Genomic DNA, 23,199 nt, shown 5'->3' with positions numbered 1-23,199 from the left:
TGGTAAGCATGGTTAGTACTCCAGCAACTAAGTTGAATTTCTCTATCATGTATTTTTTAGTTTAGTTTTTGAAAATTATAACTATTCTGTTACAAAGTCAATAGTGCTAAAAAATAATTCTTACAACAATTAGGGGTAATATTTGAGTGTCTGTATGTTTCAGCATTTACCAGAAATTTAACTTTTTAAAAATTTTTGAATTAAATAGAACCACCAACAACAAGTTTAGATTCATCAATAATGGTTTGTGCAAAAGAACTTCCCGAAATACACCTCATCATCCTATCAAAGGCCAACTTGCCCAGATTGTAACCACTTGTTTCAGCATAGGTTATTTCCGGATAAAATAATTTCGGAATCATGCCATCGCTAATGGCAATAACGCCTAAATCATCAGGAATTACTAATCCTTTCCGTTGTATTGCTTTCATAGAACCCGCCAAAACTTCATCGCTCATACAAAAAACAGCAAATTTTCTACCTTCAAATTCTGATAATAAAGACATGGTTTGTATTTCAGATTCTTCAGAACTGTTTGCATAGGCAATTTTCAAATCCATATCGGTATGATTAGATGCTAAAACAGAATTAAATTTAGATAACCTTGCTTTAGTTATCGACATATTTTTGTTGCCAAAAATGCCGATAACATTAGTAATTCCCTTTTTAATAATTTCTTCTGCAGCTATGGTTGCAGCAAGTTCGTCACCAACACATATTTTATTACATGATTCATATTGCGGTACTTTATCGAAAAAAATAACGGGAATTCCATGAACATCAAGTTTTAAAAATGGCTCCATTTCTTTTGTTTCTGATGTAATGGCTATAAAAATACCCGAAACCCGTTTATGGCGACAACTTTTTAAAATTTCTTGTTCAATTACTGGGTCGTTTGATGAGCGATAAATGATTACAGAATAACCAAACGACCTTGCATGCTCTTCTATTGCGCTTATAAAAGAATGATAAAAGAAGTTTGAAAGGCTCGGCACAACCACAGCGAATTCTTTACTGCTATGTGTTCGCAAATTAACAGCGTAAGGATTAGGGTCGTATTCGAGCAATTCTGCTAATTCATTTATCTTTTTTTTTGTTTCTGCAGAAATATCAGGATGATCTTTCAATGCCCTTGATACAGTTGAGATGCTTACACTTAATCGCTCTGCAATCTTTTTCAACGTTGGATTCTGTTTCATCATTTTATATTTGGTTATTCAAATATAACTTTTCCACAACAAACATTTTCGCAAATGTTTCCGCAAACGTTTGCGGTTAAAAATTTATTTTTTAGTAACTTTTTTAATACTTATAATCTTATCTTCATTTTATAAATAATTCGAATAAGCAAATGCGCTAACCAGATTATTTAAAACAATTAACCAAATATATCCAATGCTAAAACTAGGTATCTGCTTTTAAGTGGATGCTTATTAAACTTATATGAGAAAATCCATAGTCCTTATTTTTTTCATTGTAGCAAGTATTATTTTGTGCGGAAATGCTCAGGAGCAGTCCAACATTAAAAATAACCAAACAAAAACTTGGTGGAAAGAGGCTATAGTTTATCAATTATATCCCAGAAGTTTTAAAGATAGCGATGGTGATGGGGTTGGGGATTTGAAAGGTATTATCTCAAAACTTGACTATTTAAAAAGTCTTGGTATTGATGCCGTTTGGTTAAATCCAATTTTTTCTTCTCCAAATGATGATAATGGTTACGACATAAGCGATTACCGAAACATCATGAAAGAATTTGGTAGCATGAAGGATTTTGAGGAATTGCTTGCCGGATTGCATAAGCGAAAAATTAAATTGGTATTGGATATGGTGCTTAACCACAGTAGCGATGAGCATGAATGGTTTAAACAAGCAAAATCCTCAAGAACAAACCCTTATAGAAATTATTACCATTGGTGGCCCGAAGAGAAAGGCAAACCTACACCTCGTTACAGTTTTTTTGACGTAAATAACGATGCCTGGAAATACGAGGCTGAGACAAAATCATATTACCTGCATTATTTTTCTCAAAAGCAACCTGATTTAAATTGGGAGAATGAAAAACTTCGGAATGAAGTTTATGACATGATGAAATTTTGGCTGGATAAAGGCATTGATGGCTTAAGAATGGATGCTTTTCAATATGTTTCAAAAGATACAACCTGGAAAAAATATCCTGATGGTTACGAAAAAGACATCATCAAATATTATGGTATGGGTCCAAATCTGCATAACTATCTTAAAGAAATGAATAAATCCGTTATCAGCAAATATAATGTAATGACGGTTGCTGAAGGTGCAGGCAGTACTTTGGAAGATGCTCATTCTTTGGTTGATGAAGACAGACATGAGTTAAACATGGCGTATCATTTTGAAATAATGGATATCGGGAACGATCCCAAAGGTTATAAATTATCTGATTTAAAAAAGGCTTTTACCAAATGGGATTACTCTTTTGCAAATAAAGGTTGGTTAGCCATATTTCTAGGCAACCATGATGTACCTCGAATGGTCAGCAAATATGGAGATGATAGTCAGCAGTTTAGAGCGTACTCTTCTAAGTTGTTAACAACTTTGATAATGACCATGCGTGGTACGCCATTTTATTTTAATGGTGATGAATTAGGTATGTCAAATATCAAATTCAATAACATAGATGATTATCGCGATATCGCAACTGTAAATGGTTATAAAACTGCCAAAGCAAAAAGAGAGGATTTAAAGGCTTTTTTAGACAAGCAAAAATTTATTTCGCGTGATAATACACGAACACCTCTTCAATGGGATGCAAGTGCGAATGCAGGTTTTAGTACCGGTAAACCATGGATTAAGGTAAACCCAAATTATAAAACTGTAAACGTTGCAACCGAAGAAAAAAATCCATTTAGCGAACTTTCTTATTTTAAAAAGATTGTCGCTTTGCGCAAATCTCAACCGGTTTTTGTTTACGGTGATTATAAAGTTTATGATATTGAAAATCAGGATGTTTACTGCTTTACACGCGTTGATGGTAATGATAAAGTACTGGTTATATTAAATTTCACTAAAAAGGATTTAAGCTACACAATTGATAAAAATATAAATACAGTTAATGCGAAATTGCTTATCAACAATTATGAGGGGATGAATGCTATCGATAATAATACTGTAAAATTGAAAGCCTGGCAATCATTAGCCTTTAAAATTCATCAACCATAATATGATAGTTGCTCCAGCAGAAAAGGTTGATAACGTAACATCAGCCATTAAGTTAAATTTCGGTTCAATCATTGCCATGAATCTGGGTTTCTTTGGGATTCAGTATAGCTTTGGTTTGCAACAAACCAACATGACGCCGATTTATTCTTATCTCGGAGCAAATGCAGACCAAATTCCGCTATTGAATCTGGCTGGCCCGATGACAGGTTTAATTATTCAGCCTATTGTTGGCGCAATGAGCGATAAAACCACAAGCAGATTTGGTAGAAGAAGACCATATTTTCTAATTGGAGCCATCATCTGCAGTATTTGTCTGTTTGCTATGCCTTACAGCAGTTCTATATGGATGGCTGCCGGCATTTTATGGATTTTAGATGCGGGAAACAACATTACCATGGAGCCCTATCGTGCCTTTGTTAGTGATAAATTACCACCAAATCAACATGCGCTAGGATTTTTAACTCAAAGTTTTTTTACCGGTTTAGGTATTACACTTGCAAACCTAACACCTGGGATTTTAATTGCTGCAGGTATTATAAGTTTAAATGCCAGAAGCGAAAATAATATACCTTACACCACTTATGCAGCATTTTTTATCGGTGGCGTTGTTTCAATAGGTTCTATAATGTATAGCTGCCTTACCACAAAAGAAACACCATTAAGTGCTGAGGAAATTGAAAAGATAAAGCAAGAACCTGGTGGTGTGAAAATGGTTTTGACTGATATTGTGGATGCTTTTAAAGTTATGCCATCCATCATGAAAAAATTGGGTTTTGTTTATTTATTTAATTGGTATGCCATGTTTATCTATTGGCAGTTCATCACCCTGTGTTTAGCAAAAACAATTTATAATACCAGCGATGCCGCTTCTGATGGTTTTGCATCGGCGCAATTGCTTACGGGTAATGTAAACGGAGGGTATAATGTAGTCACTTTTATGGTTGCATTTCCTTTAGCCTTTTTTGCGAGAAAGATAACCGCTCAAAAGGTACATTTATTGAGCCTGTTATTTGGGGGTGCATGCTTGATTTGCCTTCCAATGATTCATAACCCATTGCTACTTATTATCCCAATTATAGGCTTGGGCGTAGCCTGGGCAAGTATGATGGGTACACCTTACGCAATGTTGGCGGGCAGTATTCCTAAAGCTAAAACAGGAATTTTTATGGGCATACTAAATATGTTTATTGTACTGCCTATGCTTTTAGAAACCATTACTTTCAAATATGTATATCGTTATTTATTAGGTCATAAACCCGAAAACGCAATCATTTTTGCTGGGATATTAATAACGATAGCCGGCTTTATGGTATTACGCATCAAAAGAAAAGACAGTTAAATTATTTAGATATGTTAAAATCACAATCCTATAATTTGGCTATTGAGTTGCTACGTGCGACTTCAACTCCCTATGGATTTGTGGCTGCTGTGCATGAGCATGATAATTATAAACGGGTTTGGACCAGAGACGGTGTAATTACCAGTATAGCTGCATTGTTAAGCGGTGAAGATACTTTAATTCATACCGCTAAAATAACCATTGAAACATTGTTTAACAAACAGAATAAAAATGGTTTCATGCCATCCAATGTATCTCCCATTGATGGAACTGCCAGTTATGGAGGTACCACAGGTAGAGCTGATAATCCATCGTGGGCTGTTATTGGTTTAGCATGTTATACCATTTTAACTAGAGATAATAGCCTTTGGGATAAATATAAATCAGAAGTAGATAAGTGCTTTTCGGTTTTAGAATGTTGGGAGTATAATGGTAAGCATTTAGTTTATGTGCCACAAAGTGGAGACTGGGCAGATGAATACATTCAGCATGGCTACATTTTGTTCGACCAGTTATTGCGGCTTTGGGCACTCAGATTGGCTTCAAAAGTATCAAACAAACAAGAGTGGAAAGATAAAGCAATGCTGATTACAAATAGTATCGAATCTAATTATTGGAAGTACAATGAACAAAAAAATGCTTACGCTGGAAATTTGCTTCATCAGCTTAAGGATGCATCTACACATTATTGGTTGATGGGTTTTAATCCCGCCAGGATTTACAAATACTTTGATTTGCAGGCAAATACCTTCTGCTTGTTGCTTGGAATTGGAAGCGATGACCAGAAAAATAATGTTTTAGCATACATCAAGAACCTTTATGAAGAAAAAAGATCTATGCTGCCATCTTTTTACCCAACAATTGAGGAGACTGATGTTGATATGCATGAATTAGTTAATAACCATGCTTACGGATTTAGAAATAAACCGGGTTACTTTCATAATGGAGGCTTATGGGCTGTATGGAATGGATGGCTCGTTGCCGCTTTAAATCTTAGTGGTGAAGCAGATTTAGCAAAAACTTTATTGGCAGAAATTAATGAAGCGAATAAAAAGGATGATGCATTTAATGAATGTCTGCATGGAAGTACGAAAAATCCATGCGGTGTACCTAATTGTACATGGAGTGCCGCGGGTGCAATTATTGGCGAACAAGCTTTTATAAATAGAGATTTCAATAAAATTTTGAGTTTTAATTAAACTAATGAAGCAGATGGAAGATTTTTCTACAAAAAAGGTTTTGGTAGTGGGTGAGCTACTTGTGGATATTATTTCTGATGATAATATTGCATCATTAGCAAATCCAGCTCAATTTACACCATATCAAGGCGGCAGTTCGGCTAACCTATGCGCCAATTTAAAATGGCTTGGTGTAAATGCTGAATTGGTAGCTACTGTGGGCGATGATAATATGGGAACGTTTTTGTTGAATGAGCTTAAATCCGCAGGATTAAGCGATGCCCATATTTGCCGTTCTGCCAACCGCCAAACCAGCATCATCTTAGTTGGTAAAAACGAACATACGCCTGATTTTATAGCTTACAGAAATGCTGATTTTGCTATTAAAAGAATTGAAGAATCATTAATAGAATCGGCAACAATAATGCATACTACTGCATTTGCTTTAAGTAAAGAACCCGCCCGCAGCAATATTTTATCGGCACTAAGCAAGGCAAGCGAAAAAGGTAAATTTATTTCTATTGATTGGAATTTTGCACCATCCATTTGGCAGGAAGAAGATGGGAAAGATGTTTTTAAGCGATTGATAAAACTCAATCCATTACTTAAAATTAGTTTAGATGATTTAGAACGTTTCACCGGCGCACCCTTAAGTATACAAGAATCTATGGAATGGCTAAACAACTTACATATACATAGCATTTACCTTACCTGCGGAAAAGATGGAGTTTGGTTTAAAGAAGCCAAACAGCAATGGAAACACAAAGAAGCAATTCCGGTAACATCTGTTGCCAGCGTTACGGGAGCAGGTGATGCATTCTGGGCAGGCTTTTTATCCAGCTTTTTGTATGGAAAATCAATTGAAGAAAGTATAAACGATGCCCTTCAAACTGCTAAAATCAAAATAGAAAAACCATACGCATTATACAAATCAAAATAATCTATCATTAACATAAACCGACTCGTAAATATGACATAGAAGCCTAATTAGATTTAGATTTAAATCCCTAATAAATAAATTTCTAACCATTTAACAATTAAAATATGAATATTACTCTACCAAGCAATTGGTCTGCTAAATCAACAAAGCAGAAATTGTATGCCTTCAAGAAACTTATTACATTAAGTTTGCTTATGGCTTTTTTAAGCACGGCAGCCTTTGCGCAAACCGTTGTAAAAGGTGTAATTTATGATAACGATAAAGCACCATTGGCCGGCGCCACTATTCAGGTAACCGGCACAAGTACAAGAACACAAAGTGATGCAGAAGGTAAGTACCAAATTACGGTTCCTTCATCAACATCAAGATTAACGGTAAGCTTTGTAGGCTTTGAAACACAAACCGTTAGCGTTAACAACCTAACTGTATTAAACATTACACTATCCTCATTAAATAATCTTGATGCTGTTGTTGTAGTAGGTTATGCATCAGTTAGAAAAAGCGATTTAACGGGTGCAGCTACAACTGTTTCGGCTAAAGATTTTAACAAAGGTCCACTAAACGCACCTGATCAGTTAATTCAGGGTAAGGTTGCCGGTGTACAAATGATTAATAACAGCGGACAACCGGGTGGCGCATCTACAGTAAGAATTAGGGGTAACTCTGCAATTACTGGTACAGGCCAACCGCTTTATGTTGTAGATGGGGTAGCGCTCGATGGACGTTCGGCAAGACCATCATCTAGTGCTGGTATTGGTACCGCTCCTGATGGAAATCCATTAAACTTTATCAATCCAGCAGATATTGAATCGATGGAGATTTAAAAGATGCATCTGCAACCGCAATTTATGGTTCTCGTGCAGCTTATGGTGTTGTATTAATTACTACAAAACGCGGTAAATCTGGCGATACTAAAATTGATTTCAGCGCTTCGGCAGGGGTAAGTAACATTGCCAGAAGAGTAGATGTTTTATCGGGCGACGAATACCGTGCTGCTTTAACAAAATACGGACTTGCCAACGGAAATTTTGGTACAAGTGTAGATGCGCTTGATGAAATTACCAGAACAGCTTACAACCAAAATTATTCGGTTGGTATTAGTGGTGGTGCAAATGGAAATACTTTCCGTGCTTCATTGGGTTATCAAGATCAACAAGGTATTATCAAAACAACTGATTTTAAAAAATATAGTGCTGGCTTTAATGGAAACTTCAAATTTTTAGAAAGTAAAAAATTAGGCTTAGACGTTAACATGATCAGCAACCAATATCTTGAAAAAATTGCTCCAATTACTACCGATGCAGGTTTTACAGGAAGTTTGATTAGTCAGGCTTTAGCATGGAATCCAACTCAATCATTTTATAACAGTAATGGTGGCTTGTTTATCGATTACGGATCTACCACTATCAATCCACTTGCGGCTTTAGCGGCAAATGATGATAAAGCTAAAGTATCCACTATACTAGGTAGCGTTTCGCCATACTATAAAATTACACCTTGGTTAGAATATCGTATGTTGGCTAGTGTTAATTACAGCACAGGTATAAGAAGAGCGTCAACAAGAAGCTTTCTTAACTTACAAGGTATTCAGCCTTCAGGTACTTTCTTAGGTGGTTATGCCAGTTACTCAAACAGCGAGTTAATTACGCAACAGTTTACAAATACTTTAAACTTCAACAAAGAAATTGCAAGTAAATTAAACTTAAACGCGATTATCGGTTACGAATATTCAAACTTTATAAACAAAGGAACAACGAATACCGCTACAGGTTTTGGTGAGATTGATGCAGATTATACAGATGCTTTTCAAACTACTGCACCAGCAAACCGTACATTCTCTGCGTTTAACAACCCAACAACAGAGTTACAATCTTACTTTGCAAGGGCTATTTTTAACTATGATAACCGATACATTTTAACTGCAACTTTCAGAGCGGATGGTTCAACAAAGTTTGGTAAATCTAACCGTTATGGTTATTTTCCTTCGTTTGCTGCAGCCTGGGATATCAAGAAAGAAGCATTTATGGCAAATACCGAATGGCTTGACCAGTTAAAATTAAGAGTTGGTTATGGTAAAACCGGTAATCAGGATTTCCCTTCCGGATCAGCTCAGCAACGTTATGATTTTGGTAACTCTAACGGAGCTCCAACATTAGTAGCAATTAATAATGCAAATCCAAACCTTAAATGGCAATCTGATGTGCAAACGAACGTAGGTATTGACTTTGGATTTATGAAAAGCAGATTTACAGGCTCAATTGATTACTTCCATAAAGAAACCAACGACTTATTATTTCCGCAAATTTCATTCGTACCGGCAGTTGGTGGTAACGTACCAACATGGGTTAACTTACCTGGCCAAATCATCAATAAAGGTTTAGAGCTTACGCTTAACGCCAATATTGTTGAAACAGATAAAATTTCTTGGTCTTTAGGCGGTAACGCAACTTTCATTAAAAACACCGTTCAAAACATCAACGGTATTATTAAAACAGGTTCATTAAACGGACAAGGCTTAAGTGGTGTAACTACAGAGGTTATCCAAAATGGTTTGCCATTGTTTGCAATGGTTACCAGAGATTACAAAGGCTTAGATGCTAATGGTTTCTCTATCTATACCGATGATGGTTTTACTAATTACTACGTAGGAAATCCTAATCCTAAAGTTATTATGGGTTTAAGCACTAATTTCAGATACAAGAAATTATCTTTCACTGCAAACTTTAATGGTGCCTTCGGACAAAGCATTTACAACAACACTGCCAATTCAGTTTTGGCAATTTCAAACTTAGGTACAAGAAATATTTCTTCAGCCCTTGTTAGTTTACCGGTTCAAGAATCGTTGGCAAATCCAATTGCCGCATCTTCTAGATATATAGAGAAAGGTGATTATGTTAAATTGGCAAATGCAACGTTAAACTACAACTTTGGTAACATCGGCAAAGCCATTAAGGCCCTTAATGTTTATGTGAATGGTCAGAACCTTTTCGTAATTACAAATTATACAGGTTTCGATCCGGAGGTTAACGTAAATAAAGGTGTAAGTGGTGTTCCATCTGCAGGTATAGATTACACAGCATATCCAACGGCCAGAACATTCAATTTCGGGGTTAATTTTTCTCTTTAATTTTTAAAAAATACAGATATGAAAAATAAATATATTATCGGTTTTACTATGGTTGCCCTAAGTTTTGCGGGTTGTACCAAGTTAGATGAAGGCCTGAATGGTCAGGTTGGAAGTGCGGGAGTGAGCGGGGGCAATGTTGCCAGTTTATTAGGCGCATCGTATGCAGCAATGATTGGTCCTTACCAGGCACCATGGAATTGGGCTGCTCTGCAAGAAGTTACATCAGACGAAATCATTGTACCAACAAGAGCTGGTGACTGGGATGATAATGGCGCATGGCGTTCCTTGCATTTACATAAATGGGCACCAGACCATTCAAGAATTTCAGACGTATTTAGAGATTTAAATAGTATTTCTTATGTAGCAACAAGTGTTTTGGGTGCAAGCCCAACACCTGCGCAAGCTGCTCAGGCAAGATTTCTACGTGCTTTTGCTCAGTTCTCTATTTTAGATGGATGGGGTCAGGTTCCTTATAGAGATTCTGGAGAAGACGTTACAAAACCTTCACGCGTTAGAAGCGCAGCTGATGAAGTTGCTTATTTAATCGCCGAACTGAACGCAATCATCCCTGATTTGCCAACCGGTCCGGCCAATGTTGCTAACAAAAATGCGGCTAGAACACTTTTGATGAAAGTTTACTTAAACAAAGGTGCTTTCTTAAACCGTACTGCTCCAACTTTTGATGCAGCAGATATGGCGAAGGTTATCTCTTTAGCTGATGAAATTGCAACAGGTGGTTATGTATTACAGCCTAACTATTTTGATAATTTTGCGCCAACTAACGATGTGCTTTCAAAAGAAAACATTTTCACTGCACAAAATATTGGCGGTGCAAATGGTAGCGATTTAGACGGACAATGGAAATGTACAACACACTATAACCAAAATCCAAATGGTTATAACGGTTTTTCATCGCTATCAAATTTCTATGGTAAATTTGAAGCTTCGGATACCAGAAGAGGTGGAAGTTATGCAGGACAAACCAATATTTCAGGTATTAGAGTTGGTTTTCTTGTTGGTCAGCAATTTGACCAAACAGGTGCAGCTTTAAAAGACAGAAAAGGTAATCCATTAGCTTTCACACCCGAAGTTGCCATTATTGAGCGTGATCCAAATCACCTTGAAGTTGCCGGAATTCGTGTAATTAAATATCCAATTGATTATGCTAACGCAGGTTCTAGAAAACCAGAAAATGACTGGGTTTATTTCCGTTATTCAGATGTTTTATTAATGAAAGCTGAAGCTCAGTTAAGAACTTCATTAACTGCTCAGGCTTTAACTCTGGTAAATTCTTTGAGAACAGTTAGAGGCGCTTCGCCATTAACAAGTTTAACATTAGATGTTTTGTTAGATGAGCGTGGTCGTGAACTGTATTGGGAAAGCTTCAGAAGACAAGATTTAATCCGCTTCGGTAAATTCCTTGCTGCTTGGCAAGAAAAACCAGCAAGTGAGGCTAAATATCTGGTTTTTCCTATTCCAGATAATCAATTAGGTAACCCGAATTTGGTTCAAAACCCAGGTTACTAGGTTATTTATTACTAATATTTAAAACTAAGCCTGATTAATTTCAGGCTTAGTTTTTTTATTGCAAACAATTCTATTATGAAACATTGTACTTCGTTATTGCTACTAATTCTGCTATTTGGATTGGTATCTAAAGCTCAGGATCCATGGAAAATTAAAGCAAACCAAATTGACCCTGCAAATTATAATGGTGTAACCGTTGCCAACGGAATTATTGGTATTGTTTCGGCGCCGCAGCCATTTAAAGTAAAAAATGTGATTTTGGCTGGCGCTTATGATACTTATGGTCGAGGCCGGGTAAGCAACTTTTTAAATGGTTTCAACCTGCTTAATATGTACATCGAAATTGATGGTAAAAGGCTTGATGGACAGAACACTAAAGGCATGCAGCAGGAATTGGATATGCAACACGCTTCTTTTACCACAAAGCTAACTTACGGTAGCAAAGCTGATGTAAAATATACTTATTACGCTTTAAGGCAATTGCCTTTTTCGGTATTGATGGATGTAACCATAACAGCTAAAGAAGACATGAAATTAACCGCCGCTAGTGTAATGGAAACACCAGATGCGCTTCGGGATGTAGAGAATTATTATAACGAAATCGACCGACCGCATGTTACGCTGAGCTTGTTAACTTCTACAGCGAAAAGTCCGACGGGTAAATTACAGTTGTGTGCATCGAACAGTTTTTTGTTTAATGAGCAGCATGGAACTGAGCCAAAAATTATCCACGAAATGTGGGATAATAATAGCCATTTGATGAAATTTAATAAAACATTAAAAGCCGGAGAATCTTACACTTATTCGGTTGTTGGCAGCACGATTAGCTCTGCACAACATGCAGATCCACTCAATGAAGCAGAAAGAATGACCATCTTTGCCAAGCTTGAAGGACACGATAGGTTGGTAAAATTTCATAATCAGGCTTGGGATGAACTTTGGAAATCTGATATTCAGATTGATGGCGACCCGCAAGCACAGCAAGATGTTCGGAGCATGTTGTACCACCTTACTTCGTTTTCGCGTGCAGGTACCTCTTACTCGCTATCGCCAATGGGTTTATCTGGCTTAGGCTACAATGGACACATCTTTTGGGATACCGACATCTGGATGTTCCCGGCCTTATTGGTGCTACATCCTGATATTGCAAAATCTTTAATAGAATATAGATTTGAGCGCTTGGAAGCCGCCAGAAAAAATGCATTTTCTCATGGCTTTAAAGGCGCTATGTATCCATGGGAAAGCGCAGATACAGGTGTAGAAGAAACACCGGTTTGGGCTTTGAGTGGTCCTTTCGAACACCATATTTCTGCAGATGTTGCACTTGCTGCCTGGAATTATTATTGTGTTACTCAAGATAAAGTTTGGCTTAGAGAGAAAGGCTGGCCAATATTATCGCAAACTGCAGATTTTTGGGCTAGTAGGGTAGAGCGAAATGGACCAAATCAGTATGATATTAAAAATGTAGTAGCTGCCGATGAATGGGCCGAAAACGTAGATAATAATGCATTTACCAATGCTGCGGCTAAAATAAACCTAAAAAATGCGAATCTTGCCGCCGCTGTTCTAGGTATCCCACAAAATAAAGATTGGACATTGGTTGAGCAAAATATTCCGATTTTAAACTTTGCTGATGGTGTTACCAAAGAACATGCAACTTATAAAGGCGAAGGCATAAAACAGGCTGATGTAAATTTGCTGGCTTACCCTTTAAAAACCATTACCGATAAAAATGCAATTTTAAAGGATTTGGCTTATTATGAAACCCGTATTCCGGATGAAGGCACCCCGGCAATGACGCATGCAATTTTTGCTTTGCTTTACGCCAGAACAGGCAATGGAGAAAAAGCCTATAAATATTTTAGTGAAGCCTATCAGCCTAATTTAAATCCTCCCTTTAGGGTTATCGCAGAAACTAAAGGAGGCACTAATCCATACTTTGCCACAGGTGCAGGCGGTGTTTTACAAAGTGTGCTTATGGGCTTTGGCGGATTAGACATTACCAACAAAGGCATCATTCAAATTCCGAGTGTTTTACCAGCCAAATGGAAATCAGTTAAAATTACCGGGGTTGGTTTGGATAACAAATCTTTTGAGGTTACCAGAAAAAATTAATTCGCAAAACTCTTAAAAAAAAAAATGGTTGCAGAAATTCAAATCTGCAACCATTTTTTGTATTGATTAATTAAAACTATTTCTTCATTAATTTTAAAAGCACGCCATTGGTCCATCCAAAACCATCCTGCAAAGGATATTCGCCACCGCCGCCTTTGCTATTGGTTTCTACAACATTGTATTTTTCCATCAACTTGCCAGTTTCTTTAAACACAGCAATATTTTGATTAATCCATCGGACTGTAATTTCATCCGCTAATTTATTAAAGCCATAATTTTGTAAACCTTGTATGCTCATGTACTGCAATGGCGCCCATGCATTTGGCGCATCCCATTGTTCTTTTGTGGTGGTTAAAGTGGTTATTAATCCACCGGCTTTTAAAAAGTCTTTTTCTATTTTATCAGAAACTGATTTTGCCTGCAATGGTGTTGCCAGTTTAAAATACAGCGGAAAAGCTGCCGCTAGTGTTAACTGATTCGATAGAGATTTTTTCTTCCAGTTATAATCCGTAAAAAACTGCAGTTTTTCATTCCAAAAGTATTTTAATATGGCCACTTTACGTTTTTCAGCTTTAGCTAAAAACAGGGCGGATTTAGCTTTGTTACCTGCTTGTTTGTTTGCATCAGCAATAGCCATTTCCATATTATACATCAAGGTATTTAAATCTACAGGTAATAAATCCGTGGTGATAATCTGACTAAAATTTTTACCATCAGCAAACCATCTGCTGCTAAAATCCCAGCCAGACTCTGCCGCCGAACGTACATGGCGAAGAAACACTGCCGGCTCTTGTTTGGTCAGCTTTGCCGCTTCAAAATCTTCACGATAGGATTCTTCTCGGGGTTGATTGCCTGCGTCGTAGTATCTGTTTAAAACTGTTCCGTCATTAAGCTTTACTACGTGGTTAACCGCATTACCACTCTTTAATCCATCCACACCTTTCATCCAAAAATTATATTCCTTTTCTAACACGTCCTTGTACTCGCTCAGCTTAACTTCGGTATTGTTTTTAGTAAGCAATTGTACCATGGCTGCAAAAAATGGTGGTTGCGAGCGGGTTAAATAATAACTCCTATTTCCATTAGGAATAAAGCCATATTTATTTATCAGGTAAGCAAAATTATCAATCATATCTTTCATGATTTTGGTTTTGCCTGCTTTTTGCAAGCCCAACATCGTAAAGTACGAATCCCAATAATATATCTCCCTAAATCTTCCACCGGGCACAATGTAAGGTTTTGGCAGTGGGAGTAAAGAGGTTTGATACTTTGAAGCCGTATCCGGATTTCTCTTCAAAACCGTCCACAATGTATCTAAATGCTTTTCTATACCTGCGCTAATGTCTGATTGATAAACCGCATTGTGATTTTCGGGCATCGAAAAATGCTCATTCACAAAACTTTTTAAATTAAAGCTTTTCAAATTTTTCTGACTTTGAAAAGCAGCTAGAATTTCAGCTGGTTTTATTTTAGGAATTGCATCAACAAAAGATTTTCCATCGGGAAAGATTTGCTGCATCTGCACTTTTTCAAATAGGCCCGGGTAAATTTGCCGCGGACTTAATTCTTTCTGAGCCTTTGCTGATATAGAATTTACCAACAGGAATATAAAAAATACGACTTTTGATAAAGGATGATTTAAAATAGGATAGGTTTTCGTTTTGCTCATTATTTATACGTTTATGTAGATAAATCTAATCAATTTAGACTTAAAAAATATAGTTGCTGAGCAGAATTGTTCGAATTTGCTGTTATTTAAATAACGTATTTACACTTATACAAAGTCATAAATTCCTCGAAACTCGGAATGACAAAATGACGAAGCAGCTATTTGAGATGTGCAGCTATTCGAGATGTTCTGAAAGGCATCTCGAATGTTTAATTGATGGGATTTGTAATCCCGTGATTTAAAGCATGATGATATCTTTATCAATATTTTAATATTAACGCATAGATTCCTCGAAACTCAGAATGACAAAATGGTGAAGCAGCTATTCGGGATGTTCTGAAAGGCATCTCGAATGTTATATTGATGGGATTTGTAATCCCATGATTTAAACCATAATAATATCTTTATTTACGCAAAGATTGCTCGAAACTCTGAATGACAAAATGAACCGCAAAAACGGGAATGAAAATTTGTGAAGTGATTAAATTACCCTAATCTTTATCATGCTTAGTCCATATCAATTCTTCAGTTTTGTAACCAAGTGCTTTTGCTTTTTCTAAATAGGCATTTTTTACAATTTCCGGGATGGTTTTAGAGCAGCTATTCGGGATGTTCTGAAAGGCATCTCGAATGTTATATTGATAGGATTTGTAATCCCATGATTTAAACCTAATAATATCTTTATTTACGCAAAGATTGCTCGAAACTCTGAATGACAAAATGAACCGCAAAAACGGAAATGAAAATTTGTGCAGTGATTAAATTAGCAGCTATTCGGGATGTTCTGAAAGGCATCGAATGTTATATTGATGGGATTTGTAATCCCATGATTTAAAGCATGATGATATCTTTATCAATATTTTAATATTAACGCATAGATTCCTCGAAACTCGGAATGACAAAATGGTGAAGCAGCTATTCGGGATGTTCTGAAAGGCATCTCGAATGTTATATTGATGGGATTTGTAATCCCATGATTTAAACCATAATAATATCTTTATTTACGCAAAGATTGCTCGAAACTCTGAATGACAAAATGAACCGCAAAAACGGGAATGAAAATTTGTGAAGTGATTAAATTACCCTAATCTTTATCATGCTTAGTCCATATCAATTCTTCAGTTTTGTAACCAAGTGCTTTTGCTTTTTCTAAATAGGCATTTTTTACAATTTCCGGGATGGCTTTAGTTCTTGATAATATCCAAAGGTAATCCAGGTTATTGCCGGCAACCAAAGCATATTTGTAATCCGGGTCAATCTCAATTACATTATAACCTGCATAAAAAGGTCCGAAGAACGAAACCTTCAAGCGTGCTTCATCATCGCCTTTAACAAATTTGGCTTTACCAATACTTTGTTTCCATTCGTTTTTTACGAAATTATAGCCTCGGTTATCTACTTTTATGGTGCCATCTTCTTTCGCAGTATAAGTTGCAGTTACGTTGTTTAAATTCTTTTCAAATTTGAAATCCATTCTTGCAATTTCATACCACTTGCCAAGATACCTATCTTTTTGAAATGGCTTTACAGCGGTTGCTCCTTTTGGAATAGAAACGCTGCAGCTCTCCATACTAACTACAATAACGGCAAGAGATGCAGCCAGGATTGCATGTTTATAATTTATCTTCATATATGCGATTTAAACAACGGAGAACAGATGCAAACCATAAAAGTTTTGCTTTAGCGCTGTAACTTGCATTACTGCATGGTTAGCACTGACAGTCTGGATACTTTTACAATCAAACTGGATATAAACTAGCTGTTCGAGATGTTCCGTAGGGCATCGAACTAAATATAATTTCGGATTTTTAATCCGATAGAATAAAACCTTGTCTTGTTTAAGTATTTACAAGTTCTGTGCTCACTCAAATCTAAAGGAGAAAAAATATACTCCATCCGGAAATCATGCCAACAAAAAAGCCTCCAACTTTCGTTGAAGGCTTCTGTGATCCCGCTGGGATTTACACCTAGTGTAAAAATCAGCGTTTAAATAGTATTTGGGGCTGTTTTGCAATTCTACTCATCGAATTACTCACTATTTTTTTAATACGCTTTAGCTGCAATTGCTATATTTAAAAATACGTATTTTTTTTAAAAAAGCAAAGCAGTTTTTGTAATTATTTACACTCTGGCAATCTCAATAAGTTATCTGTTTTGGTATTATCAGCAATGGTTTTTACGTACTTAGTACCTCTTGGACTTATTGCAGTTGTAAGATTAGCCTTATTTCCATAATCATCTTTTACATAAGCTATTCCTTTATCATCTTTAATAAAAGTATACATATCAATCCTAGATGTGGTACCAGATTTTCCATTTTCTTCATTTACCCATCTCAAGGAACTTATCGCCAGATATGGATTTTCATGATCTCCGTCAGCTTTTTTAATACAAGTAATTTTTACTGCCATAGCGTTCTATATTTACAATTGATTATAAACTAAATATAAACAAATAAACGAAGAACTTTTTGAGCGTGATTAACCTGGAATTCTACTAACAAAACTGGAAACAGTTAAACGATGTACATTAAGGATTCTCCCAATCGCACTAAATGATACCTTTTTATCCAACAACTCTTGTATTTTCTTCTCTTGACCAGTTAACTTAGTTCTTGCAGACCTACTTCCTTTTGGACGACCTAGTATTACACCTTCAGCTCGCTTTCTTGCTAGAGCCTCTTTAGTGCGTTGTGAGATTAGATTTCTTTCAATTTCCGCTGATAATCCGAATGCAAAAGCCAGTACTTTGGAGTTTATATCACTTCCGAGGCGATAGTTATCTTTTATTGTCCATACTTGAATATCTCTATTCATGCACTCATTTAAAACTCCCATTATCATCAATAAATTTCTCCCCAATCGAGATAATTCAGAGCAAATTAGTATATCTTCCTTTTTCATCTTTTTGAGAAGTTTACCCAGCTTCCTATCATCAACACTTTTTGCTCCAGAAATAGTCTCTTCTATCCATTTATCAACAACGAAATTGTGTTTACCACAAAATTGGTTGATTTCGTAGCGCTGATTCTCTACCGTTTGTTTATCCGTACTTACTCTAATGTATCCGTAAATCATAATGTAATTCTGTTTAAATAAACTGTAAATGTATTGTTTAAAATAAACCAAAATAGCTTAAATAAAGGCATACCATTATTATCGACAGCATATCAGCGTTTTTTTTTAGACAATATGCTTCAACTACAGAATTTGGAACTAGTGAAAGTTGGGTGATTTTAAGCGACATTGAAAAAGGTATAAAAGCTAAAATTGAGGCAATTGGAACACGAATAAAAGATTGGGATATTAATATTTATCGTGGCGTATTAACTGGATATAATGAAGCGTTTATAATTGATAAAAAGAAAAAGGAACAATTAATAGCAGAAGACCCAAAATCTGCCGAAATTATACGACCTATTTTACGTGGCAGGGACATTAAAAGATACACTTATGACTTCGCAGATTTATGGCTAATAAATACCCATAATGGAATTAAAGAAAAGGGCTTAAAACCAATAGATATAAACGATTATCCAGCTATTAAACAACATTTGGATAAATACTATACTCAACTAGTAAAGAGAACGGATAAAGGAGATACTCCATACAATTTGAGAAACTGTGCTTATATGGAGGATTTTAATAGCCAAAAAATCATTTGGATTGAATTAGTTGACAAAGGTCGTTTTGCTTTAGATGTGAGTGATAAATATCTGACATTAAACGGCACCTTTATCATGATTGGTGAGGATTTGGAATTCATATGCTCAATTTTAAACAATCCTGTCAGTAGTTGGCATTTTAATACTTTTTGTATTAGCTCAGGGGTTGGTACAAATCAGTGGAGAGAACTTTATGTGAAAGAATTGTATATACCCAATATCCCTAAAAATGAACAGCAACCGCTGCTTGATATATTTAATGAATTGATGATACTTGAAAAAACAAAACAAAACATCTACCATAAGATCAAAGAAATGAATAATATGGTGTATTCGATTTTCAAGTTAACACCGGAAGAAATAGCGTTTATTGATGCTCAATAAACGCTATTTCTTCCGGTGACAAATCAAATTCTTTGTATATCATATCATTAAGTTGTTTTTCTAGCTGATGAATTTTAATTTTATCTGCTTGATATTCAATTATTTGATTAGCTATTTCTTCATAGGCCTTTTGCTTTTCAGGGGGAATGATTGGAACCAGTAATTGCTCAATGGTAAATTTTTTCCATCTAACTGTTCCAACGCCCGTCGTAGTTCCAATCTTAGAAAAAATATACTCAGAAAGTTTAGAATTTAGGAAGCTTACTAGATATATTAAAGAATGTCCTACCATCAGGAACGTGGTGGCTTCAGCAACAAATTCTCCAGTCAACTCGATCGCAAACTTTGTTTTATCTGAAATCTCACCCCAAACAATTTTCTGCCTAGAAAAATCCTCCCAATAACTTATACTATCTTGCGTCTCAAACCACTTATTATTAGTCTTTTTTCTTGCCCCCTTATCGCCTGTTTGCTTCAATCTATCATATCCGAAACTCATAAGATGATGTTTTACAGCGGGATATAAATCAATGTCAATTTGCAAACTTGGAAAGGTCGTAATTATATATATATCAGCAAATTCATATGCATATCGCTTAATATCTCTACCTCTAAGTATCGGTCGTATAATATCAACACTTTTAGGATCTTGCTCAATAAGTTCTTTTCGTTTCTCTTTATCGATTATAAACGCTTCATTAAAGCCAGTTTTAATTCCATAATTTATATTTATATCCCAGTCTTTTAAAGGCGTTCCTATTAGCTGAATTTTGTCTTTTATTTGCTTTTCTATAGGTAGCAACACCACCCAGCTATCAGAGGAGCAGAATGAACTGACATTACTATATTGTCTAAAAAAAACGCTCAAATTATTTAACACCTTTTCTTTTATGATGCAGGCTTGAGTTTGTTGTCTATTTTTATCCTTAGAAAACATTAAAATATTCGTATCTACCGTAGCTGTATCAAAGATTTGTGATCCTCCAAAATCTATTAACATTAAAGGATCAGTTTTCTCTACAAAAAACTTTCGCAAACTTTCTCCATAGGCCGCTCGCATCCATTTATTAGAGGTGATAAAAATCAATAGACCTTTATTTTTTAATATCCGATGTCCTAATTCGTAGAACAAACTATATATATCGCCGGTGCGAGCAAATGTATCGTAGCCTATCTTCTCTAATGCATCGCTATCTACACCCATTTTTTGTAACTGGATATAAGGGGGATTTCCAATGACTGCATCAAAGCCGATGAAGTTTCCTTCGTCGTCCAACGTTTCTGGAAACTCGAAACGCCATTCAAAAGCATTCCTATAGATTACATTGTTAAGAATCTCTCCTTTCTCTTTTAATGTTTTATCTGCTTTGTCTTTTAATTTTCTAAGATTGTCTTTTTCAGACTTTTTCGGTTTTTCATTAAACAATAGAAGGTTTTGCAACCGCTGCTCTTCTTTTTGATAATCACCAACTGTTTTAGATATCCTATCCTTAATTTTATTATCTAATGTTGATTTAAAATTGTTTTTTACGATATCAATGATTTCCTCTATTTCTCTTTTTTTAATCTTAGAGTTAGTTGTCTTGTAGTCCTTAACCGCTTGTTTATATTCTTCTATCGTGTAATTGATTTCCTTGTTTTTAAAAGCTGACTTGAGACTGTCATCTAAACCAAAACGGCTAATCAAAGAGTTGCCACATTTAATATTTATGTCAATATTTGGAAGAGTTTGTAGTTGCCCTTCATCCGTGTAATAGGCATTCTTTAACAATTCAATCCACAAGCGAAGTCGGCATATATTAACGGAATTTGAATTGATATCTACCCCAAAAAGAGAATTCTCTATTATAGTTTGTTTTTCGTGGAATATTGATTTTTGTATTCTCAGGCTATTAGGATCATTCCTTTGATACTCAAACAAATCACCATTAGCATCGGAAATATAAAGCTCATCATTTTCAATTTGAATTTCACAAGGTAGTGCGTTTCCATTTTGATCAGCCAAAATATGCATCTCGCTTTTTATGGCAATCATCTCATTTAATGCAGATACAAGAAAATGTCCTGAACCAACGGCGGGATCACAAATTTTTATATCATTGATAATTGAATTAAAACGCAGAATATCAGCTTTCTTGAAAAATTTTCCACAGTAATCTTTTACATCATCAAACGTTTCTATATGATCACTTACTTTCTCTCTAAATTTTTGAGTTACTATCTTTTGCAAGGTTTCCTTACACATGAACATGGTTATCAAACCAGGTGTGTAAAACGAGCCGTCTTTGTAACCATTAATTTTTTCAAAAATTAAACCTAATACTGACGCATTTATTAGCGTTTTATTTTCATGGTGTTCTTCTATCTCTATACCAGCTTCTGTCGAAAAATCGTAGGCATCCAAAAATTTGAATAGGTATTCTAGTGTATTCAATTTTCCTTTGAGCCTTTTCCCCCCTGAATCCTTTAAGACGGTTGACGGAGATATTTCCATTTCCTCATCCTTTAACGCCGTTACATCGAAAGTCAGGCTTTCAATTGGACTATGCTCAAATAAGCTACTATTTAAGTATGGTATGTATTTAAACTTGCCTGCATATTTTGGATGTCTTTCAGATATTGGCTTTGCTAGCGCAGAAAAAAAGAGGTCATTTAATTCGTCGAATCCGTCAATAAAATTGAAATTTAAAAATTTGAATGCAGCGTTGTTATTATTGTAGTTTAAGAGTTGAGACTCAAGAAGTTTTAAAAAAAGTATTCTATTTACCCATGTCAAACATAGTTCAAGCCCAATCACAAAACTTTTTTCTTCAGAATTAGGGATGTATTTGACTTTATTTAAATAGTCACGATCTTCCAATGTAAATATGGTATTTTCAAGAAGTGAGGAATAATCTCTTTGGGAGGCTTCTTTACGCTGGATAATCTTTTTGGAATTATCTTTTACTTCTTCAAGCCCTATAATATGCAATAGTTCGTTATAGAATTCCTTGTTTAGTCTATTACTGTCATTTCCAAAGCTTTTCCCTAGCAAATGAACATCGGAAAATAATTTATAAATAATAACAATCTCCTTATCCTTCAACTCGGAAATGCTTTTACTTCTGAAATCTAAATAGACAAATGGCAGTGTGTCTTTTACTTCCTCAATATATTTATACGCTATTTCATTATAGAAAAGCTCATTTTTAGATGTATCTTTTAATTTGTCCCTAAACTGTTCGTATTCTTTTACCAGCTTTTTATTCTTATAAAAGAATTCATAAAAGTCTTCCGCTTTGAAAAAGAACCACTCAAATCCATTGGTAACAACTAATTGTTTGATGTTATTATTTTTGTAATCAACTCTTTCTCTTAAATAATAAAGCAAAAGTTCGTGTAGAGCTTTTTTATTGAGACTTTTTACAGATATAAACTCTGTTTTATTGCTTGGCCTTTTTGCTTCTATCACAACTCCCACATCAGAAGCCGAATCTTTGCCCAAATAAATTGCCAAATCAATTTTCTCTTTGGTGTTAATTTCGTTTTCAGCGTAAAACGTGGTTTCTAAAAAACGTTTTATAGGAGATTTTAAATGTTCTTCACTCTCATTTCGCTCGTCAATTAACTTTATAGTAGTTATGCAATCCTCCAATTTGGTAACAAAGGTTTCGACATCTTTTCGTAAAGGTTTGTACTTCTTGTAGGCAGGATTTAGTGCTTTACGAGGATCGAGTTGGTTAACTTTCATTTATTATAATATAACATTTCAATTAGTAAATGTAACACATTTTATCAAGTTGCTATTTTTGTTAAGACAGACAATGAAACATAGTATTTCATTTCTTAAAATAAAACTTAGGAGCAGCCTGAAGTTATATTTGCGAAAAACCTAATAAATTTCAACTTTTTGATTTTTCTACGATATGATAATAATAACTGAAGGCCTTATTGTGCACTTCCCAAAATTCAGACCATTTAAAAGTAGAATTCTAGACCGAGCGCAGCGAGGCTATTAGAAAAACTATTAATTTTAATTGGCAATATGAAAAGAATCAAGTTTACGGAATCCCAGATTG

The 23,199-nt window shown here is 35.3% G+C and carries 16 protein-coding genes; 9 read left to right on the top strand and 7 right to left on the bottom strand.

Features of this window, described 5'->3' with window-relative positions; genetic code table 11:
* Positions 1–200: 200 nt before the first annotated feature.
* Positions 201–1,202, bottom strand: coding sequence for a LacI family DNA-binding transcriptional regulator (locus tag LUA90_RS08805; RefSeq protein ID WP_231490717.1), 1,002 nt, complete (start codon positions 1,200–1,202; stop codon positions 201–203).
* 241 nt (positions 1,203–1,443) lie between these two features.
* Here LUA90_RS08805 and LUA90_RS08800 point away from each other — a divergent pair, with 241 nt between their 5' ends.
* From LUA90_RS08800 to LUA90_RS08765, 8 genes are all read left to right on the top strand, one after another.
* Positions 1,444–3,198: an alpha-glucosidase gene (locus LUA90_RS08800; RefSeq protein ID WP_231459529.1), complete on the top strand. Its 1,755-nt coding sequence runs from the start codon at positions 1,444–1,446 to the stop codon at positions 3,196–3,198.
* Position 3,199: 1 nt separating this feature from the next.
* Entirely contained in the window at positions 3,200–4,537 is a 1,338-nt protein-coding gene (locus LUA90_RS08795) for an MFS transporter (RefSeq protein WP_231459530.1), read from the top strand.
* Positions 4,538–4,548: 11 nt separating this feature from the next.
* A complete protein-coding gene (locus LUA90_RS08790) occupies positions 4,549–5,736 on the top strand; it encodes a glycoside hydrolase 100 family protein (RefSeq protein WP_231490716.1) in 1,188 nt (395 codons plus the stop codon).
* A gap of 4 nt (positions 5,737–5,740) precedes the next feature.
* Positions 5,741–6,655, top strand: a complete 915-nt coding sequence (locus LUA90_RS08785; protein ID WP_231459532.1) for a carbohydrate kinase family protein — start codon at positions 5,741–5,743, stop codon at positions 6,653–6,655.
* A gap of 104 nt (positions 6,656–6,759) precedes the next feature.
* A complete protein-coding gene (locus tag LUA90_RS08780; protein ID WP_231490715.1) occupies positions 6,760–7,479 on the top strand; it encodes a carboxypeptidase-like regulatory domain-containing protein in 720 nt (239 codons plus the stop codon).
* Positions 7,464–9,782: a SusC/RagA family TonB-linked outer membrane protein gene (locus LUA90_RS08775; RefSeq protein ID WP_370635330.1), complete on the top strand. Its 2,319-nt coding sequence runs from the start codon at positions 7,464–7,466 to the stop codon at positions 9,780–9,782. The genes LUA90_RS08780 and LUA90_RS08775 overlap by 16 nt, the downstream gene beginning before the upstream one ends.
* An 18-nt stretch (positions 9,783–9,800) precedes the next feature.
* Positions 9,801–11,309 carry a RagB/SusD family nutrient uptake outer membrane protein gene (locus LUA90_RS08770; RefSeq protein ID WP_231459534.1) on the top strand — a complete coding sequence of 503 codons (1,509 nt, stop codon included), beginning with the start codon at positions 9,801–9,803 and terminating at the stop codon, positions 11,307–11,309.
* 75 nt (positions 11,310–11,384) lie between these two features.
* Positions 11,385–13,424: a glycoside hydrolase family 65 protein gene (locus LUA90_RS08765; RefSeq protein WP_231490714.1), complete on the top strand. Its 2,040-nt coding sequence runs from the start codon at positions 11,385–11,387 to the stop codon at positions 13,422–13,424.
* Between the two features lie 76 nt (positions 13,425–13,500).
* Here LUA90_RS08765 and treF read toward each other — a convergent pair whose 3' ends face one another.
* The 5 genes from treF to LUA90_RS08740 form a co-directional block, all read right to left on the bottom strand.
* On the bottom strand, positions 13,501–15,093 hold the full coding sequence (gene treF / locus LUA90_RS08760; RefSeq protein WP_231459536.1) for an alpha,alpha-trehalase TreF: 1,593 nt from the start codon (positions 15,091–15,093) through the stop codon (positions 13,501–13,503).
* A gap of 491 nt (positions 15,094–15,584) precedes the next feature.
* On the bottom strand, positions 15,585–15,812 hold the full coding sequence (locus LUA90_RS08755) for a hypothetical protein (protein ID WP_231490713.1): 228 nt from the start codon (positions 15,810–15,812) through the stop codon (positions 15,585–15,587).
* Between the two features lie 365 nt (positions 15,813–16,177).
* Complete coding sequence (locus tag LUA90_RS08750) at positions 16,178–16,723, bottom strand: lipocalin family protein (RefSeq protein ID WP_231459538.1); 546 nt, start codon at positions 16,721–16,723, stop codon at positions 16,178–16,180.
* Positions 16,724–17,210: 487 nt separating this feature from the next.
* Complete coding sequence (locus LUA90_RS08745; RefSeq protein ID WP_231490712.1) at positions 17,211–17,504, bottom strand: DUF3892 domain-containing protein; 294 nt, start codon at positions 17,502–17,504, stop codon at positions 17,211–17,213.
* Positions 17,505–17,573: 69 nt separating this feature from the next.
* Positions 17,574–18,170, bottom strand: coding sequence for a master DNA invertase Mpi family serine-type recombinase (locus LUA90_RS08740; RefSeq protein ID WP_231490711.1), 597 nt, complete (start codon positions 18,168–18,170; stop codon positions 17,574–17,576).
* 152 nt (positions 18,171–18,322) lie between these two features.
* Between LUA90_RS08740 and LUA90_RS08735 the strand changes: the two genes are divergently transcribed.
* Positions 18,323–19,141: a TaqI-like C-terminal specificity domain-containing protein gene (locus LUA90_RS08735; protein WP_231490710.1), complete on the top strand. Its 819-nt coding sequence runs from the start codon at positions 18,323–18,325 to the stop codon at positions 19,139–19,141.
* Here LUA90_RS08735 and LUA90_RS08730 read toward each other — a convergent pair.
* Complete coding sequence (locus tag LUA90_RS08730) at positions 19,125–22,871, bottom strand: Eco57I restriction-modification methylase domain-containing protein (protein WP_231490709.1); 3,747 nt, start codon at positions 22,869–22,871, stop codon at positions 19,125–19,127. The two genes, LUA90_RS08735 and LUA90_RS08730, sit on opposite strands and share 17 nt — an antisense overlap.
* Positions 22,872–23,199: the final 328 nt, after the last annotated feature.

The sequence above is a fragment of the Pedobacter sp. Leaf170 genome, from assembly GCF_920984665.1.
In the GTDB taxonomy this organism is placed as follows: Bacteria; Bacteroidota; Bacteroidia; order Sphingobacteriales; family Sphingobacteriaceae; genus Pedobacter.
The sequence above is the reverse complement of the archived record's forward strand: the minus strand, read 5'-3'. Positions and strand labels throughout refer to the sequence as shown.

Coding starts and splice junctions, on each gene's coding strand:
- LUA90_RS08805 (WP_231490717.1), bottom strand. CDS start 1,202: ATGATGAAACAGAATCCAACGTTGAAAAAGATTGCAGAGCGATTAAGT.
- LUA90_RS08800 (WP_231459529.1), top strand. CDS start 1,444: ATGAGAAAATCCATAGTCCTTATTTTTTTCATTGTAGCAAGTATTATT.
- LUA90_RS08795 (WP_231459530.1), top strand. CDS start 3,200: ATGATAGTTGCTCCAGCAGAAAAGGTTGATAACGTAACATCAGCCATT.
- LUA90_RS08790 (WP_231490716.1), top strand. CDS start 4,549: ATGTTAAAATCACAATCCTATAATTTGGCTATTGAGTTGCTACGTGCG.
- LUA90_RS08785 (WP_231459532.1), top strand. CDS start 5,741: ATGAAGCAGATGGAAGATTTTTCTACAAAAAAGGTTTTGGTAGTGGGT.
- LUA90_RS08780 (WP_231490715.1), top strand. CDS start 6,760: ATGAATATTACTCTACCAAGCAATTGGTCTGCTAAATCAACAAAGCAG.
- LUA90_RS08770 (WP_231459534.1), top strand. CDS start 9,801: ATGAAAAATAAATATATTATCGGTTTTACTATGGTTGCCCTAAGTTTT.
- LUA90_RS08765 (WP_231490714.1), top strand. CDS start 11,385: ATGAAACATTGTACTTCGTTATTGCTACTAATTCTGCTATTTGGATTG.
- treF (WP_231459536.1), bottom strand. CDS start 15,093: ATGAGCAAAACGAAAACCTATCCTATTTTAAATCATCCTTTATCAAAA.
- LUA90_RS08750 (WP_231459538.1), bottom strand. CDS start 16,723: ATGAAGATAAATTATAAACATGCAATCCTGGCTGCATCTCTTGCCGTT.
- LUA90_RS08745 (WP_231490712.1), bottom strand. CDS start 17,504: ATGGCAGTAAAAATTACTTGTATTAAAAAAGCTGACGGAGATCATGAA.
- LUA90_RS08740 (WP_231490711.1), bottom strand. CDS start 18,170: ATGATTTACGGATACATTAGAGTAAGTACGGATAAACAAACGGTAGAG.
- LUA90_RS08730 (WP_231490709.1), bottom strand. CDS start 22,871: ATGAAAGTTAACCAACTCGATCCTCGTAAAGCACTAAATCCTGCCTAC.